The organism is Marinobacter sp. M3C, assembly GCF_023311895.1.
Classification (GTDB): Bacteria; Pseudomonadota; Gammaproteobacteria; order Pseudomonadales; family Oleiphilaceae; genus Marinobacter.
This window is the reverse complement of the sequence record NZ_CP092284.1, coordinates 4,015,815-4,035,348: the sequence shown is the minus strand read 5'-3', so window position 1 is coordinate 4,035,348 and position 19,534 is coordinate 4,015,815. Positions and strand designations below refer to the sequence as shown.

Here is a 19,534-nt window from a genome sequence, read left to right as displayed (position 1 = left end):
TTTCACTTTATTCGTATTTAGGCATGAGTCAGCGACTTGCCGGGCAGCAGTTTTGCCATAATCAACGGCATCGTCACCAATAACGCCGCCGCGATCCACAACCCAATAGAGATACCAGACTGCCACAGAATGTTCATATCACCACCGCTGATGGACAACGCACGACGCAGATTGTCTTCCATCAGGCCCCCGAGCACGTACCCCAAAATGATCGGCGCAAGCGAGAACCCTAGCTTGCGCAGTGCGAAGCCCACCACCCCAATCACCAACATCATGTAGATCGCGGTCAAGCTTGAGTGCAACTGGTACACCCCCACAAATGCCAGAATGGCTATGCCTGGAACCAGCGCCCAGCGTGGAATGGTCAGAACTTTTGCAAACAGGCCGGCCAGCGGTAGGTTCAACAACAACAGTACGATGTTACCGATGTATAGGGAAGCAATCAGGCCACCGGCCACCTCCGGGCGTTCGGTGAACATCATAGGCCCCGGGGTGATGTTGTACAGCATCAGCGCACCCAACAGCACGGCGGTGGTGCCGGAACCAGGAATACCCAGAGTCAGCATTGGCACAAAAGAACCTACAGCTGCAGCGTTGTTGCCTGCTTCCGGAGCGGCCAGGCCGCGCATATCGCCGGTGCCAAAGGTATTGTCTTTGTCTGACAACCGTTTTTCAGTGGTGTAGGCGACCGCGCTGGCGACAGAGGCGCCGGTCCCTGGCAGTACGCCCACAATAAAGCCGATAATGCTGCTGCGGAGCATTGCCCATTTGCAGTACATAATCTCTTTCACGTGAACCATCACCCGGCCCACCGGCGGCATGTCGTCTTCCGCTTTTTTGCTGTGAGCGTGCTCCAGCATCAGCAAAATCTCACTGATGGCGAACAGGCCTATGATCATCACCACAAAGTCGACGCCGTCGTAAAGCTCTGGCATATCCAGGGTGAAGCGCATAACACCGGTGCCGGAATCAACACCAATCATAGCCACCAGCACACCCAGAACAGCACCAATGCCGGTTTTGACCGGGTCATTACCCATCATCACGGACATAGACGCAAAGGCGAACACCATCAACCCGAAGAATTCAGCGGGGCCAAACAGCACCGCCACTTCCGCCAGCATGGGCGCAAACAGCGTCAGGCCAATAATAGCAACGGTCGCGCCCACAAACGAGCTAACGGCAGAGAGCCCCAGCGCCGGCCCGGCCAGGCCTTTTTTCGCCAGTGGATAACCATCCAGTGTGGTCATTACCGCGCCGGCATCGCCGGGTACGTTGAGCAGAATACTGGACATGCGGCCACCGTACTCGGCGCCGGTGTACACGCCCGCTAGCAGAATAAGCGCAGATTCCGCCGGCAAGCCCAGCGTGTAGGCCAGCGGCATCAGAATCGCGATGCCGTTGATCGGTCCAATGCCCGGCAAAGCGCCAAACAGAGTGCCCAGCAAGGCACCCATAAACGCCAGCCCCAGGTTCAGGGGCGTAAGCGCGACATCAAAACCTTGAATCAGAAAATCAAACATGGCGCGGGCCTCAGTTAAATTTGGGCAGCCAAAGACCGGTTGGCAAAGAAATACCCAGCCCCTTAGTGAACAGGTAGTAGCTACCCACCGCCAGACACACACCTGTGACCAACGCCTTTTTCCAGGGCGCCTCGAACAAAAGTGCCAGAAGCAGCACCATCACAAAAGTGGTTATCATGAAGCCCAGGCGGGTAAACAGCATGGCGTACACCAGTAGAACAACCAGCACCGCAAGCAGCCTTAACGCAACGTGTTTGTCTGGCCATTCGCCGTTTTTGCCGGGACGAAACACCAGCACCAGCGACAAGCTGGCCAGAATGGCCGCCAACAGAATCGGGAAGGCCTTGGGCCCTACCGGTTCGTAGCTGAACAAAACCTCGAACTGCGACGCGTTAAAAGCAGCCAGCGCCGCCAGACCAATCAGGGCAATCCCTAAAATCCGGTCGGCGGCGATTCTCATTTTGTCAGCCCTACCTCTTTAGCCAGCTGCTTGAACTGTGCAACTTGCTGTTTCACGTAGGTGTCGAAGTCTTCGCCGAAGCGCGCCATCGGGAACAGGCCTCGGGCTGCACGCAGTTCGCCAAACTTCTCTTTTTCAGACAATTCTTTGAAAAGGTCTACCCAAGCGTTGTAGGCCTCGTCGCTGACGTCCGGGCCCATGTAGTAACCGCGCCAAATGGGCCATTCAACATCATAGCCCTGCTCAATGGCGGTGGGGATGTCGGCGTAAGGACCGCCCACGCGCTCGTCAGACAGTGCCGCCAGCACGCGTATCTTGCCGCTGTCCAGATGCGGGCGCAGCTCGGAAAGATCGCCGGTGAACACTTTGATATGTCCACCCAGCAGAGCAGCCAGTGACTCACCGCCGCCTTCAAAGGCTACGTAGCGCAGGTCGCGGGGTGAAATATCGGTGGCCTTGGCTATCAGAGCTGCTTTCATCCAGTCCTGACTGCCTACGGTGCCACCCGCACCGAATACAATTTCGCTGGGGCCTTTTTTGAGATCTTTCATCAGCTCGTCGAGATTTTCCCAAGGCGCGTCGGCTCTAACCACAATGGCTCCGTAATCCGCGCCCAGCGCACCCAACCAACGAACTTCGCCACCGTCGTACTTGCCGAACTTGCCCAGTGCCAGATTTACTGCAGCACCGGTACTGGCAGCCACAATCAGGCTGGGGTCGTCTCTACGAATGCCGTTAACGTGGTTGTAAGCAACCGCGCCGATACCGCCGGGCATATAGCTGACCATCATCGGGCGATCAATCAGGTTTGTGTCTTGCAAGCCGTTGGCCGCAAGGCGGCAGGTCAAATCGTAACCACCGCCAGGTTTGGCCGGAGCAATGCACTCGGTGGCGCCGGATTGGGCAGCGGCATTGCCAGAAACCAAAGCCGCGCCCATAACAAGCGGGGCCGACCAGCGCAGAAAAACGGAATTGAGTTTCATAAAAGACTCCCGTGTCGTTGTTGTCCACAAGGGTGAGACTGCACCTTCTTGCGGTTACTATTGTTTGTGACGCTACTGATATTAGAGACCTAACCTGTCATCAACCTGTCAGACCTCTATAATTATCGTTGTCACTCTCACCCAATATGAGACACCGTCCCAATGCGCCTGCTTATCGTCGAAGACGACCCGCTGATTGCCGTTTCCCTGACCCAGAGCCTGGCGCCGCTGGGCAATACGGTTGAGGTGTTTCATCGTTTAAGTGAGGCCCGCACGGCTCTGGCCCACAGCCAGTTTGATTTGGTGGTATTAGACTTGGGCCTGCCCGATGGCAGTGGGTTGGCGCTGCTAACGGAAATTCGCAACCGCGGCAACGCCACGCCCGTGTTGATTCTGACTGCCCGCGATGGGGTGGCCGAGCGCGTACAGGGACTAGACGCCGGCGCCGACGATTACCTGACCAAACCTTTCTCGCTTCCAGAATTGCAGGCGCGGGTGCGCGCTCTGATGCGCCGCAGCCAACAGCGCACCGACAACCGCCTGCGCTTTGGGCCGCTGTGTTTTGATCAAAAATCAGGCGACGTGACCCTACACGGCGAACGCCTGGACTTACCGCGCAGAGAGCTGGGGCTGATGGAAGGGCTGCTGCTGCACGCCGAGCGCATTGCGCCACGGGAACAGTTAATTGACCGACTGTTCGGATTCGGCGAAGTCGGGCCCAATGCCCTGGAGGTTTATATCAGCCGTCTACGTAAGCGCTTAAGTGGAAGTGGTGTGCGTATTCGCACTCTGCGCGGGCTTGGCTACCGGCTGGAGGACGACCCAGAGTGATCGTGATTGACGGCACGCTTAAGCAACGCCTGGCCGGCTGGTTGTTGGCTGCCGTGGGTCTTTTGGGAACTTTCCTGTTGATTGAAGCCTACACCAGCGCTCAGCGTGCCGCTGGCCGGGCCTATGACAGCCAGTTGCAGGCTGCAAGCCTGACCATCGCCGAAGCCGTACAATGGCAAGATGGCGAACCGATAGTGGAAATACCCGCCGCTGCACTCCAGATTCTGGCCACCGATCATCAAGAACGGGTGTTCTACACTCTCTTGAACGCCGCAGGCCAGCAGATAACGGGTAATCTGAATCGCGCAATGGCAAAGAGCCTGGGTGACGCCTTCAGCACGAACCCCATGTGGAAATTCGCCCAGAACCGTGGTGTACGCATTCGCCTATACGGCCGGGAACTCAGATCCGCAGGCTGGGAATCCAGCGAACCGGTGCAAATCTGGGTGGGCCACACCATGTCGGGCCGCGAGGCGCTGGCCAAAGAACTCTTTTTAGGCACCCTGACCCGCTTTTTGGCTATGGTTGCCCTGACTGCACTGCTGTCCATATTGGCCATTCGCATGGCGTTACAACCTGTGCGTCGCCTGAGACGAACTCTGCTCCAGCGCAAAGCCAACGATGTCAGCCCCGTGGGCGCGCAAGTGCCTGGCGAACTCTACGAATTGGTGGAAACATTGAACGTACTGTTTGAACGCCAGCGCCAGGGCCGCAATACCTTACTGCGATTTACCGCAGACGCCAGCCACCAGCTGAAAACCCCATTAGCGGGCCTGCAGAGCGTCAGCGAACTGGCACTGCTGAGCAACAAGCCGGAAGACTGGCGCCAAGCGCTGCAAACCGTTCACGACAGCAGCGAACGCACCAGCCGACTGGCTGGTCAGCTGTTGAGTCTGGCACGCCTGCGCCACGGCACGGGCGAAATACACGCCAGGCTCAACCTGACCGACCTGCTGCGCGAGACCGTGATGGAATGGGCGGAGCGCGATACCGCACAAAATCATGACTTGGGTCTGGCCGTAATGCCAGACAGTCCGCTTGTTATTTCGGGCGAACCCTGGTCGCTGCGGGAAATGATCGGCAATTTGATCGATAACGCTCTTCTCTACACCCCCGCCGGCAGTGAAATCACACTAGGCCTGAAGCAGTCTGCAGGTTTGATAACACTGAGCATTCAGGACTCCGGCTCCGGCGTTAGCAATGCCTTGCTTGAACGACTACACCAGCCCTTCGAACGCGGCGGGCGCCAAGACACCGCAGGCTCCGGCCTAGGCTTGGCCATTGTGGATTCCATCGCACAAGCACACAACGCAACCCTGCAGATGCGCAGCGAACCTGGCCAGGGTTTGTGGATTGGCGTTCAGTTCCCTGTGCTGTCATCCACGCAGCAACATTCGCAATCAGAGCAAACCTGAAATGACACCATACCTGCGCGCAGGCATAATTCTGCTGTACCTGCTGCCCATCGTAGCAACCGCACAAAACCCAACACCGCTCATTATCGAAGCCGCCCTGGATCTGAAAATTTTCACCCCTCTGCTCGAAGCGTTTGAACAGGCACACCCGGATATCGCCTTGACCTATTACGACCGCTCTACCCTGGAGGTCAACCAGCGGGCTCAAAATACCGACCCGGCGCCTGACGTGGTAATCAGCTCCGCCATGCCCTGGCAAATGGCTCTGGTGAACCAAGGCTTGGCGCAACCGCTGGGCAGCGACGCCGCACGCAATTGGCCGGCCTGGGCCAAATGGCGCAACGAAGTGTTTGGTTTTACCTTCGAACCCATAGTGACCGTGTACAGGCTTGAACTGGCGCGCCACATGATGCCACCAACCACCCACGCAGATGTGCACAAACTGCTCAGCACTCATCAGGACTTACTGCGCGGGAGGGTCACCACTTATTCGCCTACCGGCAGCGGTATCGGCTTGATGCTGTTCCAACAAGACGCCCGCTACTCACCCCGATTCTGGGATTTGGTTGCTGCCATGGGCGCAGCCGATATGAGCTTGGAAAACAACACCCAGGCCATGCTTGACGGACTCACCGATGGCCCCTATTGGTTGGGCTATAACCTGCTGGGGTCCTATGCTCTGCAATGGGCTCGTAGCCACCCGGAGTTGATCGTGCAGATTCCCCAGGATTACGCCCTGGTGATGATGCGCATGGCCTTTGTGCACCGGAACGCGCCCCATGCAGAGGCCGCAAAAACCTTCATGAACTTCTTGCTTGGCGCCGAAGGCCAACGCGTGCTTGCCGGCGACACCCCACTGTTTAGCGTACTGCCAGAAGTCACTGGGCCCTACACCGCCCAACGCCTGCGCGACCAGATTGGCGAACGGCTTTACCCCATTCCCATTAACGCGTCACTACTGGCGTTTGATGATCCCTTAAGGCGCCGGTTATTTATGCAGCGCTGGGCGCGGGAGATAGAGATTCTCAAGCCATGAATTCCTCTGCCCACTAACGTATGATAAATCCGCGTTTATTGGTACCGCAGTTAATCTGCTCAATTATTACCTCAGGAGAACCCGATGATCTGGATTGTCTATCTTTCTGGCGAAATTCATACAGACTGGCGCGAACAAATTCAGGCGGGCGCAGCAGCGGCTGGCCTGCCCGTGGAATTCACTGCTCCGGTCACAAACCACGAAGCCAGCGATGCGGCGGGCGATATGCTGGGCAAGCCCGATGTGGCGTTTTGGCGCGATCATCAGTCATCCAAAGTGAACAACATTCGCACGAAAACGATGCTGGAGCAGTGCGACCTTGCAGTGATTCGCTTCGGTGACAAGTACAAACAGTGGAGCGCCGCTTTTGACGCTGGCTTTTGCGCCGCCATGGGCACGCCTTACATTACCCTGCACGGCAACGACATTGTCCACCCGCTGAAAGAAGTAGACTCTGCCGCCATGGCATGGGCACAGACGCCTGAACAGGTGGTTGAGGTTTTGAAGTACGTGACCACAGCTTAGTAAACACAGGGCCACCTTATATATCGACTCGATGGCAAAGCCGCAGACGTAACTTACGCCGCCCTTTGCCTCGGACCTGATGAGTCAAACTATGTCACAGGCATCGAGTTAAACATTGAATGTGGGCTGGAAATATGTGGTGTCACCACCCGCGAGCCGAACCGTACGATGCTTGTTTGCAATCTGCTGCTGGCCGTCATTGTGTTGGGAGCAGGTGGAAACCCAAAGATGTGTGGTGATAAAAGGTCTAATCCTCCTGTAACTCGTTGGCCAATGATTTTTACCAACGGTCAAGCTGAAGACCGTGCTGTTTGAGATAGGAGCCATTATCCGATAAATAGCGTTGAGTTCTCTTCTCATAATACTCAGGGTGAGTGTCTATTTTGACTGCTTTATAGCGTCCCACTTCGGTGGCGGTCTCACCCCAATTCATAATCCACATGACAACCGTGCCCGGGGGCGAGCCCGAGAACCAAGTCATATCGAGGCAAGTTATGTAGTTTGCCCCACTTATGCACGGGCGCGGGTTGTTCCATGCGCTCGCGCAAGGCATCCGGGTCAGGGATGTGGATCAGCCGGGTATAGGACTGTTGTTCGGCTAAGGAATACCATGTTACGTGGATATAATCGGGCATGGGCTCCAATTCTCCCCCCCCGTTCCTCGGCTTTTCCAGCAACAGCTAGTGATGCCTACCGGCCACCACCAGGCTCGCTCACCTGTCGCTTCAAACCGTAATCTTTTGACCCAGGCGTCGTAATGACGTGGGACAGCTACTCGAACGCCGTACGTTACAGGGCGATCCCATTTGGGAGTGCTCGCTACGGAGCAGCCGCCCGACAACACACTCATAAAGAGTATCGTTGCAAACATCACGAACCTTTTCATCATTTGAGCCCCCTGTTTGGATGTATGTCCCGCACGCCACCGGGTGCGGGTTTGAATGGAAAAAGTGGTCCGGCGGTCTGATAATGGGCCGAGTGATGAATGTAGCGTTGGCGAAGTAAGGCTTCTTCTTTGGGCATTAATTGCAGTGGATGACCTTCGTTGATGTGACGAGTGATCTGGGTGGCGATGGGTTGGAGTTCGTCAGATAATGAAAAACCGATATCTGTTGGTTTCACGGTATTCAGTGGCACACCCGCATCTTTCGCCAACCGATACATTTGCCGCAGGGCTACACGTGAATACTCGGCTTGTACTCTTCGGTCTAGCCAGAGTTTGAACTGCAATTCGACTTCGCCTTCTTTCAATCGACGCCGGTAGGCTTCTTTCAAGATTAGCGTGGCTCCAGGATTGTATAGCCCCAACCAGCCTTCGCTGGTGCTATCCGCTTACGGTCCATCAGGATTCTTGTGTACTCATAGCTGTCTCTAGAGTGAATTCCGCATGTCACTGAAAAGCTGGCGACAAACAGTTTCAAGACTATTCCCAACGCTCATAAGGTATGCCATGTTCTTTCAGGTAGTCACCCTCACGTTCCATATAGGACTCTAGGGCACCCTCGTATCTGGCATCATCGTCAAACGGCACCGCTTGATAACGCCCCACCTCAATAGCGGTCTCACCCCAATTCATAATCCATAGGACGACTGTGCCACCAGGAGCAAGCCCCAGAACCAAATTGTATCGGGGTAAGTTGTGTAGTTTTCCCCACTTGTATACAGGTGCTGGCTGCTCCATTCGCTCACGCAAGGCTTCCGGGTCGGGGATGTGGATAAGCCAGGTATAGGATTGCTGTTCAGCGAGAGAAAACCACGTAACATGAATGTAGTCGGGCATGGGGTCCAGTTCGCCTCCCCCTCTCCCTAGACCTTTCCAGCAACAACTGGTGATGCCCACCGGCCACCACCAGGCTCTCTCACCTGTCGCCTCAAACTGCAACCGCTTGACCCAAGCATCATAATGGCGTGGGACAGCCACTCGAACATCGTACGTAACCGGGTAATCCCATTTGGGAGTGCCCGCTAGAGTGCAGCCACCTGACAGGGCACTTGTGCAGAGTACTGTTGCAAGCATTACGAGCTTTCTGATCATTTGAGTCCCCTGTTTGGATGGATGTTCCGCATGCCACCGGGTGCGGGTTTGAATGGAAAAAGTGGTCCGGCGGTCTGATAATGGGCCGAGTGATGAATGTAGCGTTGGCGAAGTAAGGCTTCTTCTTTGGGCATTAATTGCAGTGGATGACCTTCGTTGATGTGATGGGTGATCTGGGTGGCGATGGGTTGGAGTTCGTCAGATAATGAAAAACCGATATCTGTTGGTTTCACGGTATTCAGTGGCACACCCGCATCTTTTGCCAACCGATACATTTGCCGCAGGGCTACACGGGAATACTCGGCCTGTACTCGCCGGTCCAGCCAGAGTTGGAACTGCAATTCGACTTCGCCTTCTTTCAATCGACGCCGGTAGGCTTCTTCAACCGTTAACGTGGCTTCAGGGTTATTTGGCCCCAGCCAACCTTGATCACTCATCTGCCTGCGCTCCATCAGTACCTTTGCGAACTCATAACTGTCTCTGGGATGGTAGCCGCGGAACTTGTGGGGTAGCCTCCACAATGTGGAAGTGGGCACCGAGCAGTACCCACGCGCACCGGTAGAAAACCATCTTTACCATCGGTCAAGTTGAAGGCCGTGTTCTTTTAGGTAATCACCCTCACGTTCCATATAAGACTCCAGGGCACCCTCGTATCTGTCATTATTGTTAAAAGGAACCGCCTTATAACGCCCCACTTCGATGGCGGTTTCACCCCAATTCATAATCCATAGGACAACCGTGCCCCCGGGGGCGAGCCCCAGAACCAAGTCATATCGAGGCAAGTTATGTAGTTTGCCCCACTTATGCACGGGCGCGGGTTGTTCCATGCGCTCGCGCAAGGCATCCGGGTCAGGAATGTGGATCAGCCGGGTATAGGATTGCTGTTCGGCAAAGGAATACCATGTTACGTGGATATAATCGGGCATGGGCTCCAATTCTCCCCCCCCCGTTCCTCGGCTTTTCCAGCAACAGCTAGTGATGCCAACCGGCCACCACCAGGCTCGCTCACCTGTCGCTTCAAACCGTAATCTTTTGACCCAGGCGTCGTAATGACGTGGGACAGCTACTCGAACGCCGTACGTTACAGGGCGATCCCATTTGGGAGTGCTCGCTACGGAGCAGCCGCCCGACAACACACTCATAAAGAGTATCGTTGCAAACATCACGAACCTTTTCATCATTTGAGCCCCCTGTTTGGATGTATGTCCCGCACGCCACCGGGTGCGGGTTTGAATGGAAAAAGTGGTCCGGCGGTCTGATAATGGGCCGAGTGATGAATGTAGCGTTGGCGAAGTAAGGCTTCTTCTTTGGGCATTAATTGCAGTGGATGACCTTCGTTGATGTGACGAGTGATCTGGGTGGCGATGGGTTGGAGTTCGTCAGATAATGAAAAACCGATATCTGTTGGTTTCACGGTATTCAGTGGCACACCCGCATCTTTTGCCAGCCGGTACATTTGCCGCAGGGCCACACGGGAATATTCGGTCTGTACTCGCCGGTCCAGCCAGAGTTGGAACTGCAATTCGACTTCGCCTTCTTTTAGCCTCCGCCGGTAAGCTTCTTCAACCGTTAACGTGGCTTCAGGGTTATTTGGCCCCAGCCAACCTTGATCAATCAACTGCCTGCGCTCCATCAGTACTGTTGCGTACTCATAGCTTTCTCTGGGGTGGCGGCCGAGGAACTTACGGGACTGGACTACTTTAATGTGTTCGTGGAAATTTTCGGGGTAGCCACCGCCAATGTCGGAGTGCGCCCCGGGCAGTACCCACTCGTTAAAATGACCCGGCAGGCGGCCATCTGGCCCTCGCAGGCTGTTGAGGGAAAAGTTGTAACGCCATTCGTCTCGGGCGGTCAGGTGAACTGCTCGTTGAACTGCGTCGGCGGCGATATTTACACGCACGTCACCATTGTTGGCATTGTGAGCTGAAAAGTCGCCACTCCGCACGTCTACAACTGCTGCGACGGTATCAAACAGTCCCAAGAAACGAATGGTGACGTTTTTTGGCCAGGCAATGCCCTGCTCCTGAAATGCTTGGCCCAACGCACCACCAACGCCATCCTGCACTTCGTTCACAAAATGCCGGGCGGTGGCCGCGCCCCGGCTAAAGCCGAAAATATCCAAAACAAGGTTATCTATCCGAGTACCTGCACCCTTATATATTTCGTCGGCTAAGTTCTGGCAGCCCAACATAATCTTGGCTAGAATCCCTCGCTCCCCCATACCGGTGCCCATGGCCCAGGCGTCATCCTCTTTACCGGATTTGGTGCCAACGCCCGAGACATACGCGCGAATACGGTGATTCTCTACGGTGACCGTGTCGGTGGACAAGGGTTGATAGAGCGTGTGGAGCTTTGCCACATTGGTCTCAGCATTAAGATAGCTCCCCTCCATCAGTTGCGAGATTTCAGCGCTGCAGGTTTCCTCACTGATGGCTCCTGCCGCCTGAGCGGTCAGGCATTCATCCACGTTTCGCTCAAAGGCACCGGTGTTACCGATGCTGTTGCCGGTGCCGTCGAAGAACACGCCGGCTTCAACGGTCACTTTGGGACGCAGGTCAGACCGGCCTTCTGAATAGCGCTTCGAAGCTTCGATTTCTTCCGGGGTCGCACCTTCCAGGCCTTCGTCTACCAGTGCGCCTTTGGCTTTGGCCCACTCAACAAAGCCGAAAGGGTCTTTGTTCAGCGCCTGTTCAGCTTCCGGGGTCAGTTGGCCCTGGCTGTTCAAGGCGCCAGCCTTGGCGAAATCCACCACCGGTGCCGTAAAGGTGGCTACGCCTAATAGGACACGGGGTTTGCCGGTGATGATCTGGCCACCGTGAGAGGTTGGGCTGCCCATGTGGGCCAGGGGGCGACCATCCAAGAGGGCAAGAGGATAGCCCTGCACAATCACGGCACCGCAGCCACAGGCATCGCCTACCCGGGCGATGGGTACACCGTCTACATTGGCGGTAGCGCCGTTCGCAATAATGGGACTGCTGCCGTGGCCGGGGATGGGGCAAACGTGGGTGTCGCCAACGCAGGCGACCATGAGGTTGCTCATGAGATATTCCTTCCTTGGGTGAACACCGGTTTTACTCCGAAAACCGGCTTGTCTTAAGACATCAGAAGCCTATACATTTTTTTGTTGAGATACCATCACTAGCCCGAGAAGAAACTTCTCCGGCGATAAAGGCTGTGCTTCCTGGCAAATGACTGTTGGTGATTGAAGATCGTGCGACGGGTAACAAAAATCCGAGCCTTCCTTTCGGAAATTGGGGAAGGCCTGCGCTAAACTTGAGGGAAAATCCGGCAACAACAAATAAGTAGTTAGTCAGCTAACAGGCTCAAAATAGCCGAATCGCTTCGCTAAAAGCTCGACATCTCTTCTTGCAGATCGCGTTTTAGTTCTTCCGGCGAGGTTATCCACAAAGTACCTTCCGCGCCGGGGAACACGCCCACTTCCAGTTTATCTTTGGTCAAGCCCGGCACCCATTTTTTGAAAAAGTCTGGCAGGGAAATGCTTTTCGGGGTCAAATCGTCTGAGCCTTTGGCATATTCCGCGGCGAACTCGGCGCTAGGCCACACCGGCATGTGCGCCACGCCCTCATCTTCTGAAACAAGTTTCAGAAAACGGTTGTCGGCATTAATCAGTATCCAGATATCCCGCTCTTCAAGCACGGCGCTCAAAAAGTAGTCGTAGCGCTCTTCGCCGTTCATTTCGAGCACGTCGGTTAATTCATTGCTGCTCATAAGAATTCCATCAGTTTAACGATTTGGATTCGAGTTTTCTTGCTCAGGAGTTTGACACAGGCTGCTGGGAGAACCGAATAAACTGATAGTCGTCGGCAAGGGCCGCCACGATGTGCCGGACGTGCTCCGGTGTAATCTCGCAGCAGCCGCCAATAACCGTCGCCCCGTCAGCCAGCCACTGGCGCACATGGGCCACATAGGCCTGCGGGGAAATATCTTCCCGCGCCTCCAGTGCATCCACCGAACCACCCTGCGCCAGGGCATCCACAGACTTGAAAGCGTTGGCATAACCTCCGACGCACGGGTACAACCTAACCAGCTCGGGCATTGCAGCAGAAATTAACTCGGGATCACAGCAGTTCAACATTATCGCCGTGGGCGAGTATGGTGAAACTGCGGAAACCGCCTCAGCCAGGATTTCACCAGACATTAACTTTCCGTCTGCCTCAAGGCGGAACGCGACACCATAAGGCTTGCCCAACTCGCTCGCGGCGGCGCAGGCCGCACAGGCTTCCAGGGTATTGGTCATTGTTTCAATCAACAGCACGTCTGCGGCGGCTTGCTGCTTTACCAGCACCGCGTATTCACCCCGCAAATCTTCAAACGAACGCGCCGGCTGGCCCTGATAACTTCCGGCTAGGGGCGGCAGGCAACCGGCAATATCCACATCTGCACCGGTGGCTTCTAAAGCTTGCCCCAGCAACTCGAAAGCGTGTTGGTGAATAGCCGCCAATTGTTCCAACTGGCCGTGCCGCCGTAAACGGGATGGCGTAGCGGTGTAAGTGTTCAGCGATAACGTTTTGGCACCAGCGCGGATGAAGTTAGCGTGTACTGCGGTAACCACGTCTGGCTGCTCGTGCATGACCGCAACCGACCATAGCGGCGAACTGACATTCGCAGCACGCCGGTAAATTTCCTGGCCGAGGCCACCATCAAGAAGTACTACAGATCGCATAAAGCGTTTTAATTCCTCAAAGTGAACACGTGAACCTGAACATTGCAGGCGCTACTTTGCCATATGCCCCACATAAGCCGCGGTAAACGCGGTTTCCTGAAAAATCTTCAAACCGGTGTCTGCAAACGGAACAGGCAAAGGGTTCGATGAGAGCGTCGATTTAATCAGTGCAGGCGGAAGCAAAACAACCTCAATGTCGGCACTGGTCATTAATTGAATAGCTGCTTCTAACTTGAAGCTGATGGCACCGCCAGCGAACTTGCCTTTTGGCATACGCTCTTTAATAGCCACTTTATTAACGCCGTGCCCCACCAGAAACTCCACGAACAACACCTGAAACTCCTGCAGATCAGCACGGGTGTGATTTTTCTTCAGACTTAACTTACGAACCTTACTGTCTGGCAGACTGAAATGCCCCTGATCCAGGTTCAGCAAACACACCACGGCATCGCTGCCGGTTAATTCAACACCACAAACGCGCATACACTATCCCCGCGGCTTAACCGCAGCACTTTTTGAATTTAACACCGCTGCCGCAACTGCAAGGATCGTTTCGGGCAGGTACTTTGGCCTGCGTTACGGTTACACCCTTGTCTAGAATCGTCGTTAGCTCACCAATGGATTCAACCGCATCCGCACTTGCGTCTACCGTAATGCTGGCGAACAGATCTGCTTCGGCTACGAGAACTTCAACTTCTTGCTTTCGTGCTTCACTGGTAACAACCAACGTTAACGGGAACTTCTTACTACCCGGCTTTTTGCTGGCATTAATTTGAAAACCGCCGCGCGCCGTATGGTGCTGACGGGCATCCTGCCTGCCTTTAAAAAAGAACTTGTCGGACATGCTGCTATCTCTGATGGGTAAAAACGATGTGCCCGAGCCTATAAACGCAGGTTGCTGTCGGGGGGAAATGGTTTTAGCACGGTTATCGAGCGGGATATATAGTAGATGGTGGAAAATACGATGTCGTTTAACCCATTTAACGAGCGTACATAAGAAAATCCTCTGCTGGCTCTCGCAGTACAGGTTGTTCATTATCATTTACCAAAAGACTTCAGTAAGCTTCGGGCACAACGACTAGACTCGCAGCAACCATCAAAGGCCATTAATATGAAAAGCATTACCCTTTCAAGCCCCGGCGGCCTGGGACACCTCAGCCTTAACGATAGCGCGGAGCCCGGCGAGCCGGAGAATGGCGAAATACGGGTACGCATTCATGCCTGCTCCCTGAACTATCACGATTATGCAGTGGTTGTCGGGGCAATCCCAACCGAAGACCAGCGCATTCCCATGGCTGATGGCGCTGGTGTCGTGGATGCTGTCGGTGAGGGTGTCAGCGAGTTCAAGGTTGGCGATCATGTGGTGTCAACCTTCTTCCCTGAATGGCTGACTGGCCCCGCCCCTATTGATAACTTTAGCACCACGCCCGGTGACGGTCAGGATGGTTACGCTCGCGAACAGGTCGTTCGCCCAACCAACTGGTTTACCCTCGCACCGAAGGGCTATACCCATGCTGAAGCGGCCACTTTAACCACCGCAGGCTTAACAGCATGGCGGGCACTGGTTATTAACGGTGGCTTAAAAGCAGGCGATACCGTGCTCACGCTGGGTACCGGTGGGGTGTCTGTGTTTGCGCTGCAGTTCGCCAAGATGATGGGCGCGCGGGTCATTTCCACCTCGTCTTCAGACGAAAAACTGGAACGGCTTACAGCATTGGGTGCAGACCACACCATCAATTACAAAACAACCCCGGCTTGGGGCGCAAAGGTTCAGGAACTGACAAACGGCATAGGTGTTGATCACGTTATAGAAGTGGGTGGCCCTGGCACTCTGCCGGAATCCATTGACGCCGTTCGCATTGGCGGCCATATCGCGCTTATAGGCGTACTCACCGGCCGGGCTGGCGATATTCCCACCGCAAAACTGATGGCCAAACAGGCTCGCCTGCAAGGCTTGATTGTGGGCAGCCGAACCCATCAGCAAGAAATGATTCACGCAATTGAAGCAAACGGCATGCACCCGGTTCTTGACCGGTCTTTTGCGCTGGAAGAAATTGCTGCTGCTTTTCGCCATGAAGAATCCGGCAAGCACTTCGGGAAAATCTGCCTGGAGTTCTAATTCAAAAGCCTACTTGACCGGGTCACTCCGAACGGTGGCCTGGTGACACCCATGCGTAAAGCCCGAGTTTTTTGTCAGGAGTCTGTTATGCCGGAAGATATTCACTTTTACGAACCCGCCAATGGCCACCGACTGGCACATGACCCATTCAATGCCCTGGTTGCCCCGCGGCCGATTGGATGGATTTCATCCAAAAGCCGTGACGGCGTGCTTAATCTTGCGCCTTATAGCTTCTTCAACGCTTTTAACTATATTCCCCCGATCGTCGGATTCTCCAGCATCGGCTACAAGGATTCCGTCCGCAATGCCGAGGAAACCGGTGAGTTTTGCTGGAATCTGGCGACTCGTCCCTTGGCAGAGGCCATGAACCAAACCTGCGCCGCCGTCGGGCCTGAAGTGGATGAATTCGTTCTTTCAGGGCTGACGCCGAGGCCTTCGCGGGTTATCTCCGTGCCGCACGTGGCGGAAAGTCCGGTAACATTTGAATGTCGGGTCACGCAGATACTTCAGTTGGCAGGCGCCGACGGGAAGAAGGTCAATACCTGGATGGTGTTTGGCGAGGTGGTTGGCGTGCACATAGCGCAACACCTGCTAGTTGATGGCATTTACGATACTGCGGCGGGCGAACCCATTCTTCGCGGCGGCGGACCGGCGGACTACTTTGCAGTGGACGCGTCGCAAAAATTTCAGATGCATCGGCCGAAATAGATCAGCCTCGACTTAACCGGAAGGCGTTAAAAATAGCGGCGCTAATATCAAGAAGCTGCAAACAGCTCGCGCGTGTTTGCAGTCTTAGCCATTCAAAAAGCGATACTGCTGTCGGCTTACGAGCACGAACCGCAGCAGACGCCCGGATCGCCGTGTTTACCTTTCTTTTTGGGCGCTATCTCGGCTTCAACAGCGGCTTCTTTTTGTGCTTTTGGGTCGAAGTGCTGAGCTGAATCTGCTTGCACTGCCGCGGCTTTTTTTCCTTTGAATACGTCTTCAAATGATTGAACCATTGATTGCACCTCGGTTTTGGCCTTTAACATCTATTTATAATGAATCTTATTGATTGGGCCAAAATTAGTCAAGAAGTTCTTTGCCTGCGGGGGCGTGTAGCGTTAAGAAAACGCTAGAACCCGGCTTTCATTCATAGAGGGGCTTCTGCGACCTATGTACAATGCTCTCTGCGGTTAGTTCTTTGTTACGAATCAGCCTTCCGAAACCTTCACCAGACCATTATGCAATCATCAACTGCCCACACAGACCCTCACAGCTTATCAGCATTCCTGGTGTTTCTCGGCGCCGCCTTCGCGTTCAGCGTGGTGATGATCGGCACCACCATGCCGACCCCGCTCTATCCCATCTATCAGGACGCCTTCGGGTTTTCTCAGTTAATGATCACCATTATCTTTGCTGCGTACGCCTTCGGTGTCATTGCAGCACTGGTCATCACGGGGCGCTGGTCTGATCAGTTGGGTCGCCGGCCGTTGCTGTTTGCCGGCATCGTGTGTTCGATTATCAGCGACCTGGTGTTCTGGCAGGCCGACGGGCTAGCAATGATTCTTGTGGGCCGTGTCCTGTCCGGGCTCTCCGCGGGTATTTTTACCGGCACCGCGACCGTGGCCGTGCTGGAACTGGCACCACCACACTGGCGTGAGCGGGCCACGTTTTTTGCCACCGCCGCGAATATGGGCGGTTTGGGCCTCGGCCCTATGCTCGCGGGCGCACTTTCACAATACCTGCCCTCTCCACTGGAATTAACCTACCTGATACACATCGCGCTTGCCCTTCTGGCATTCATCTGTATCTGGCGAGCGCCGGAAACCGTAACAAGACCGACTCAGCCAAAGCTGTCACTTCAGCGCCTGAATGTGCCCCCGGAGGTGCGCGGTGTGTTTGTACCTGCCGCCATCGCCGGCTTTGCTGGTTTTGCGGTTTGTGGTTTTTTCACCTCGATTGCGCCAGCGATGATGGGCAAAGTGCTGGGTTATGACAACCGTCTGCTGGTCGGCGTTGTCGCGGGCAGTATCTTTATTGCCTCAACACTCGGCCAGTTCTTGCAGGGCAAACTGCCGTTGCGCCTGCGTTTACCCATCGGGTGCGCCACGCTTGTTGCCGGGGTGACGCCCGTAGCGCTGGGTATCCATTTTCAGTCGCTCACCCTGTTCATGGCCGGTGCAGTCATCGCTGGCATGGGCCAGGGAATCGCTTTTCGCGCCGGCCTGGGCGCTATAAACGCAGCTTGTCCGCCGGCGGAGCGCGCCGCGGTAACCTCAACCTTCTTTATTGTTGCCTACATCGCCATCTCAGTGCCGGTGATTGGCATCGGCTTGATGGCCAGCCTGCTCAGCCTTAAAGCAACCGGTATTATCTTTTCCGTCTTCGTTGGCTTTATGGCGGCCGTGGCATTGCTGATTCTTTTATGGCGTGATCACCGTACAAACTGATGGGTAAAAAGGACGCGCCCGTAAAACGCGTAGTGGGCACAAAATTTGCTTACTACTCTCTCAAAAAAATATGTTAGGTTATTAGTACCTATTCCCCAAGGCTCACCGGGGCACAGGCGCTGCCCTACCGGTATTTGTACCGGGACCGCGCCTCGAAAATAACCATCAGGTGATGCAAGAGCTAAGGAACCTGCTCGACAGTGTCGCAACCCAGAACTCAAGCAGGACAATCACATGATGTACTTTGCCCACGAGATAGGCCGCGCCGCCCTCAAGCCCATGCGCATGCTCACCAGCGCCCACAGCACCCTACTCCAACACCGCCTGAGCCCCTTATCCCGCATTCCTGGGTCACGCAGCATTGCCTCGGCTTACGATGTGTTCGGAGATCTCACCCACCGCTACTCGAAACCGGCTTTCAATCTGACTACAACCGTCTGTGACGGCCAGCAAGTCGACGTTCATGAAACCATCTTGTGCCGCAAGCCGTTTGCGCAGCTCAAACACTTTAAACGTGACGTAACGCGGCCCAATGACCCGAAACTGCTGATCGTAGCGCCGCTGTCCGGCCACTTTGCTTCGCTCTTGCGTGGCACCGTGGAGGCCATGTTGCCGGAACATGACGTGTACATTACCGACTGGCGCGATGCCTGCAAGGTTCCGCTGTCAGACGGTGATTTTGGTCTTGATGATTACATCGACTACGTCATCGACTTCATCGACCACCTTGGGCCGGACACCCACGTACTGGCCGTCTGCCAGCCCGTGGTACCAGTGCTTGCTGCCACCGCCATCATGGCAGAGGATGGCCACCCCGCCGCCCCGCGATCGCTAACGTTGATGAGCGGCCCCATAGACGGTCGCGTCGACCCCACCGCGCCGTGTAAAGTGGCCACCGAACATAGCCTGGCGTGGTTCAAACGCAATCTGGTCCATCCGGTACCCGCGCCCTACCCCGGAGCCATGCGCGAGGTTTACCCCGGATTCCTGCAGCTGACCGGGTTTGTAAACATGAATTTCGACCGCCACGTTGATGCCTATCGCGGCCTATTTAGGTCCATTCGCGACAAAGAGACCGAGAAGGTCAGCCGCCACCGTGAGTTCTACAACGAGTACCTGGCGGTAATGGACCTGCCAGCCACTTATTATCTGGACACCATAGAGCGCGTCTTTCAGGAGTTTCATCTAGCTCGGGGCTGCTTCAAGCACCGCGGTCGACTGGTGAATCCCGCTGCCATTCGTAACACGGCTCTGATGACTGTCGAAGGTGAGAAAGACGACATTTCGAGCCCTGGACAAACCTATGCCGCGCAAGATTTGTGCGTCAATGTGCCAGACTCCCGCCGCCTGCATCACCTGCAACCGGATGTTGGCCATTATGGTGTATTCAACGGCAGTAAATGGCGCGAATCCATTGCGCCGCGGTTGCGGGACTTCATCCGCGCGTCCTAACCGGTTGATGTGCGCCAATTCCTTGTAATGCAGGAAGAG

22 protein-coding genes are annotated in these 19,534 nt (G+C 55.2%); 8 read left to right on the top strand and 14 right to left on the bottom strand.

Features of this window, described 5'->3' with window-relative positions; genetic code table 11:
• Positions 1–17: 17 nt before the first annotated feature.
• The 3 genes from MIH18_RS18965 to MIH18_RS18955 are packed head-to-tail and all read right to left on the bottom strand — an operon-like array spanning position 18 to position 2,966.
• Positions 18–1,523: a tripartite tricarboxylate transporter permease gene (locus tag MIH18_RS18965; RefSeq protein ID WP_249005756.1), complete on the bottom strand. Its 1,506-nt coding sequence runs from the start codon at positions 1,521–1,523 to the stop codon at positions 18–20.
• A gap of 10 nt (positions 1,524–1,533) precedes the next feature.
• Positions 1,534–1,983: a tripartite tricarboxylate transporter TctB family protein gene (locus tag MIH18_RS18960; RefSeq protein WP_249005757.1), complete on the bottom strand. Its 450-nt coding sequence runs from the start codon at positions 1,981–1,983 to the stop codon at positions 1,534–1,536.
• Complete coding sequence (locus tag MIH18_RS18955; RefSeq protein ID WP_249013256.1) at positions 1,980–2,966, bottom strand: tripartite tricarboxylate transporter substrate-binding protein; 987 nt, start codon at positions 2,964–2,966, stop codon at positions 1,980–1,982. Before MIH18_RS18955 ends, MIH18_RS18960 begins: the two co-directional genes overlap by 4 nt.
• A gap of 162 nt (positions 2,967–3,128) precedes the next feature.
• Here MIH18_RS18955 and MIH18_RS18950 point away from each other — a divergent pair, with 162 nt between their 5' ends.
• The 4 genes from MIH18_RS18950 (at position 3,129) to MIH18_RS18935 (ending at position 6,773) form a co-directional block, all read left to right on the top strand.
• Positions 3,129–3,797 (top strand): response regulator transcription factor, encoded by a 669-nt coding sequence (locus MIH18_RS18950; RefSeq protein WP_249013255.1) that lies wholly within the window; start codon positions 3,129–3,131, stop codon positions 3,795–3,797.
• The gene (locus MIH18_RS18945; protein WP_249013254.1) at positions 3,794–5,212 is read left to right on the top strand and encodes a sensor histidine kinase; all 1,419 of its coding nucleotides are present in this window, start codon (positions 3,794–3,796) and stop codon (positions 5,210–5,212) included. Before MIH18_RS18950 ends, MIH18_RS18945 begins: the two co-directional genes overlap by 4 nt.
• 1 nt (position 5,213) lies before the next feature.
• Positions 5,214–6,248: an ABC transporter substrate-binding protein gene (locus tag MIH18_RS18940; protein WP_249013253.1), complete on the top strand. Its 1,035-nt coding sequence runs from the start codon at positions 5,214–5,216 to the stop codon at positions 6,246–6,248.
• A gap of 84 nt (positions 6,249–6,332) precedes the next feature.
• Positions 6,333–6,773, top strand: coding sequence for a YtoQ family protein (locus tag MIH18_RS18935; protein WP_249013252.1), 441 nt, complete (start codon positions 6,333–6,335; stop codon positions 6,771–6,773).
• A gap of 419 nt (positions 6,774–7,192) precedes the next feature.
• On the opposite strand, the gene MIH18_RS18930 is transcribed toward MIH18_RS18935, so the two are convergent.
• From MIH18_RS18930 to MIH18_RS18885, 10 genes are all read right to left on the bottom strand, one after another.
• The gene (locus MIH18_RS18930; RefSeq protein ID WP_249013251.1) at positions 7,193–7,408 is read right to left on the bottom strand and encodes a DUF2931 family protein; all 216 of its coding nucleotides are present in this window, start codon (positions 7,406–7,408) and stop codon (positions 7,193–7,195) included.
• Between the two features lie 250 nt (positions 7,409–7,658).
• On the bottom strand, positions 7,659–8,048 hold the full coding sequence (locus MIH18_RS18925) for a hypothetical protein (protein WP_249013250.1): 390 nt from the start codon (positions 8,046–8,048) through the stop codon (positions 7,659–7,661).
• Positions 8,049–8,196: 148 nt separating this feature from the next.
• Positions 8,197–8,808, bottom strand: a complete 612-nt coding sequence (locus MIH18_RS18920; RefSeq protein WP_249005764.1) for a DUF2931 family protein — start codon at positions 8,806–8,808, stop codon at positions 8,197–8,199.
• A complete protein-coding gene (locus MIH18_RS18915; RefSeq protein WP_249005765.1) occupies positions 8,805–9,245 on the bottom strand; it encodes a hypothetical protein in 441 nt (146 codons plus the stop codon). Before MIH18_RS18915 ends, MIH18_RS18920 begins: the two co-directional genes overlap by 4 nt.
• 135 nt (positions 9,246–9,380) lie before the next feature.
• Positions 9,381–9,950 carry a DUF2931 family protein gene (locus MIH18_RS18910; RefSeq protein ID WP_249013249.1) on the bottom strand — a complete coding sequence of 190 codons (570 nt, stop codon included), beginning with the start codon at positions 9,948–9,950 and terminating at the stop codon, positions 9,381–9,383.
• A 35-nt stretch (positions 9,951–9,985) separates the two neighbouring features.
• Entirely contained in the window at positions 9,986–11,848 is a 1,863-nt protein-coding gene (locus tag MIH18_RS18905; protein WP_249013248.1) for a DUF2235 domain-containing protein, read from the bottom strand.
• A gap of 305 nt (positions 11,849–12,153) precedes the next feature.
• Entirely contained in the window at positions 12,154–12,537 is a 384-nt protein-coding gene (locus MIH18_RS18900) for a DUF2750 domain-containing protein (protein ID WP_249005768.1), read from the bottom strand.
• Between the two features lie 43 nt (positions 12,538–12,580).
• Entirely contained in the window at positions 12,581–13,492 is a 912-nt protein-coding gene (locus MIH18_RS18895; RefSeq protein ID WP_249013247.1) for a homocysteine S-methyltransferase family protein, read from the bottom strand.
• 51 nt (positions 13,493–13,543) lie between these two features.
• Positions 13,544–13,975: a DUF3010 family protein gene (locus tag MIH18_RS18890; protein WP_249013246.1), complete on the bottom strand. Its 432-nt coding sequence runs from the start codon at positions 13,973–13,975 to the stop codon at positions 13,544–13,546.
• Between the two features lie 16 nt (positions 13,976–13,991).
• Entirely contained in the window at positions 13,992–14,528 is a 537-nt protein-coding gene (locus MIH18_RS18885) for a PBPRA1643 family SWIM/SEC-C metal-binding motif protein (protein WP_249013245.1), read from the bottom strand.
• Between the two features lie 75 nt (positions 14,529–14,603).
• Between MIH18_RS18885 and MIH18_RS18880 the strand changes: the two genes are divergently transcribed.
• Both MIH18_RS18880 and MIH18_RS18875 read left to right on the top strand, forming a co-directional pair.
• Entirely contained in the window at positions 14,604–15,611 is a 1,008-nt protein-coding gene (locus MIH18_RS18880) for an NAD(P)-dependent alcohol dehydrogenase (RefSeq protein ID WP_249013244.1), read from the top strand.
• Positions 15,612–15,698: 87 nt separating this feature from the next.
• Positions 15,699–16,319 carry a flavin reductase family protein gene (locus MIH18_RS18875; RefSeq protein ID WP_249005773.1) on the top strand — a complete coding sequence of 207 codons (621 nt, stop codon included), beginning with the start codon at positions 15,699–15,701 and terminating at the stop codon, positions 16,317–16,319.
• A 116-nt stretch (positions 16,320–16,435) separates the two neighbouring features.
• On the opposite strand, the gene MIH18_RS18870 is transcribed toward MIH18_RS18875, so the two are convergent.
• Positions 16,436–16,612 carry a CCGSCS motif protein gene (locus tag MIH18_RS18870; protein ID WP_249013243.1) on the bottom strand — a complete coding sequence of 59 codons (177 nt, stop codon included), beginning with the start codon at positions 16,610–16,612 and terminating at the stop codon, positions 16,436–16,438.
• A 129-nt stretch (positions 16,613–16,741) separates the two neighbouring features.
• On the opposite strand from MIH18_RS18870, the gene MIH18_RS18865 reads away from it, so the two are divergent.
• Both MIH18_RS18865 and phaZ read left to right on the top strand, forming a co-directional pair.
• Positions 16,742–18,043, top strand: a complete 1,302-nt coding sequence (locus tag MIH18_RS18865) for an MFS transporter (RefSeq protein ID WP_349293812.1) — start codon at positions 16,742–16,744, stop codon at positions 18,041–18,043.
• Positions 18,044–18,277: 234 nt separating this feature from the next.
• Complete coding sequence (gene phaZ / locus MIH18_RS18860) at positions 18,278–19,495, top strand: polyhydroxyalkanoate depolymerase (RefSeq protein ID WP_249005776.1); 1,218 nt, start codon at positions 18,278–18,280, stop codon at positions 19,493–19,495.
• Positions 19,496–19,534: the final 39 nt, after the last annotated feature.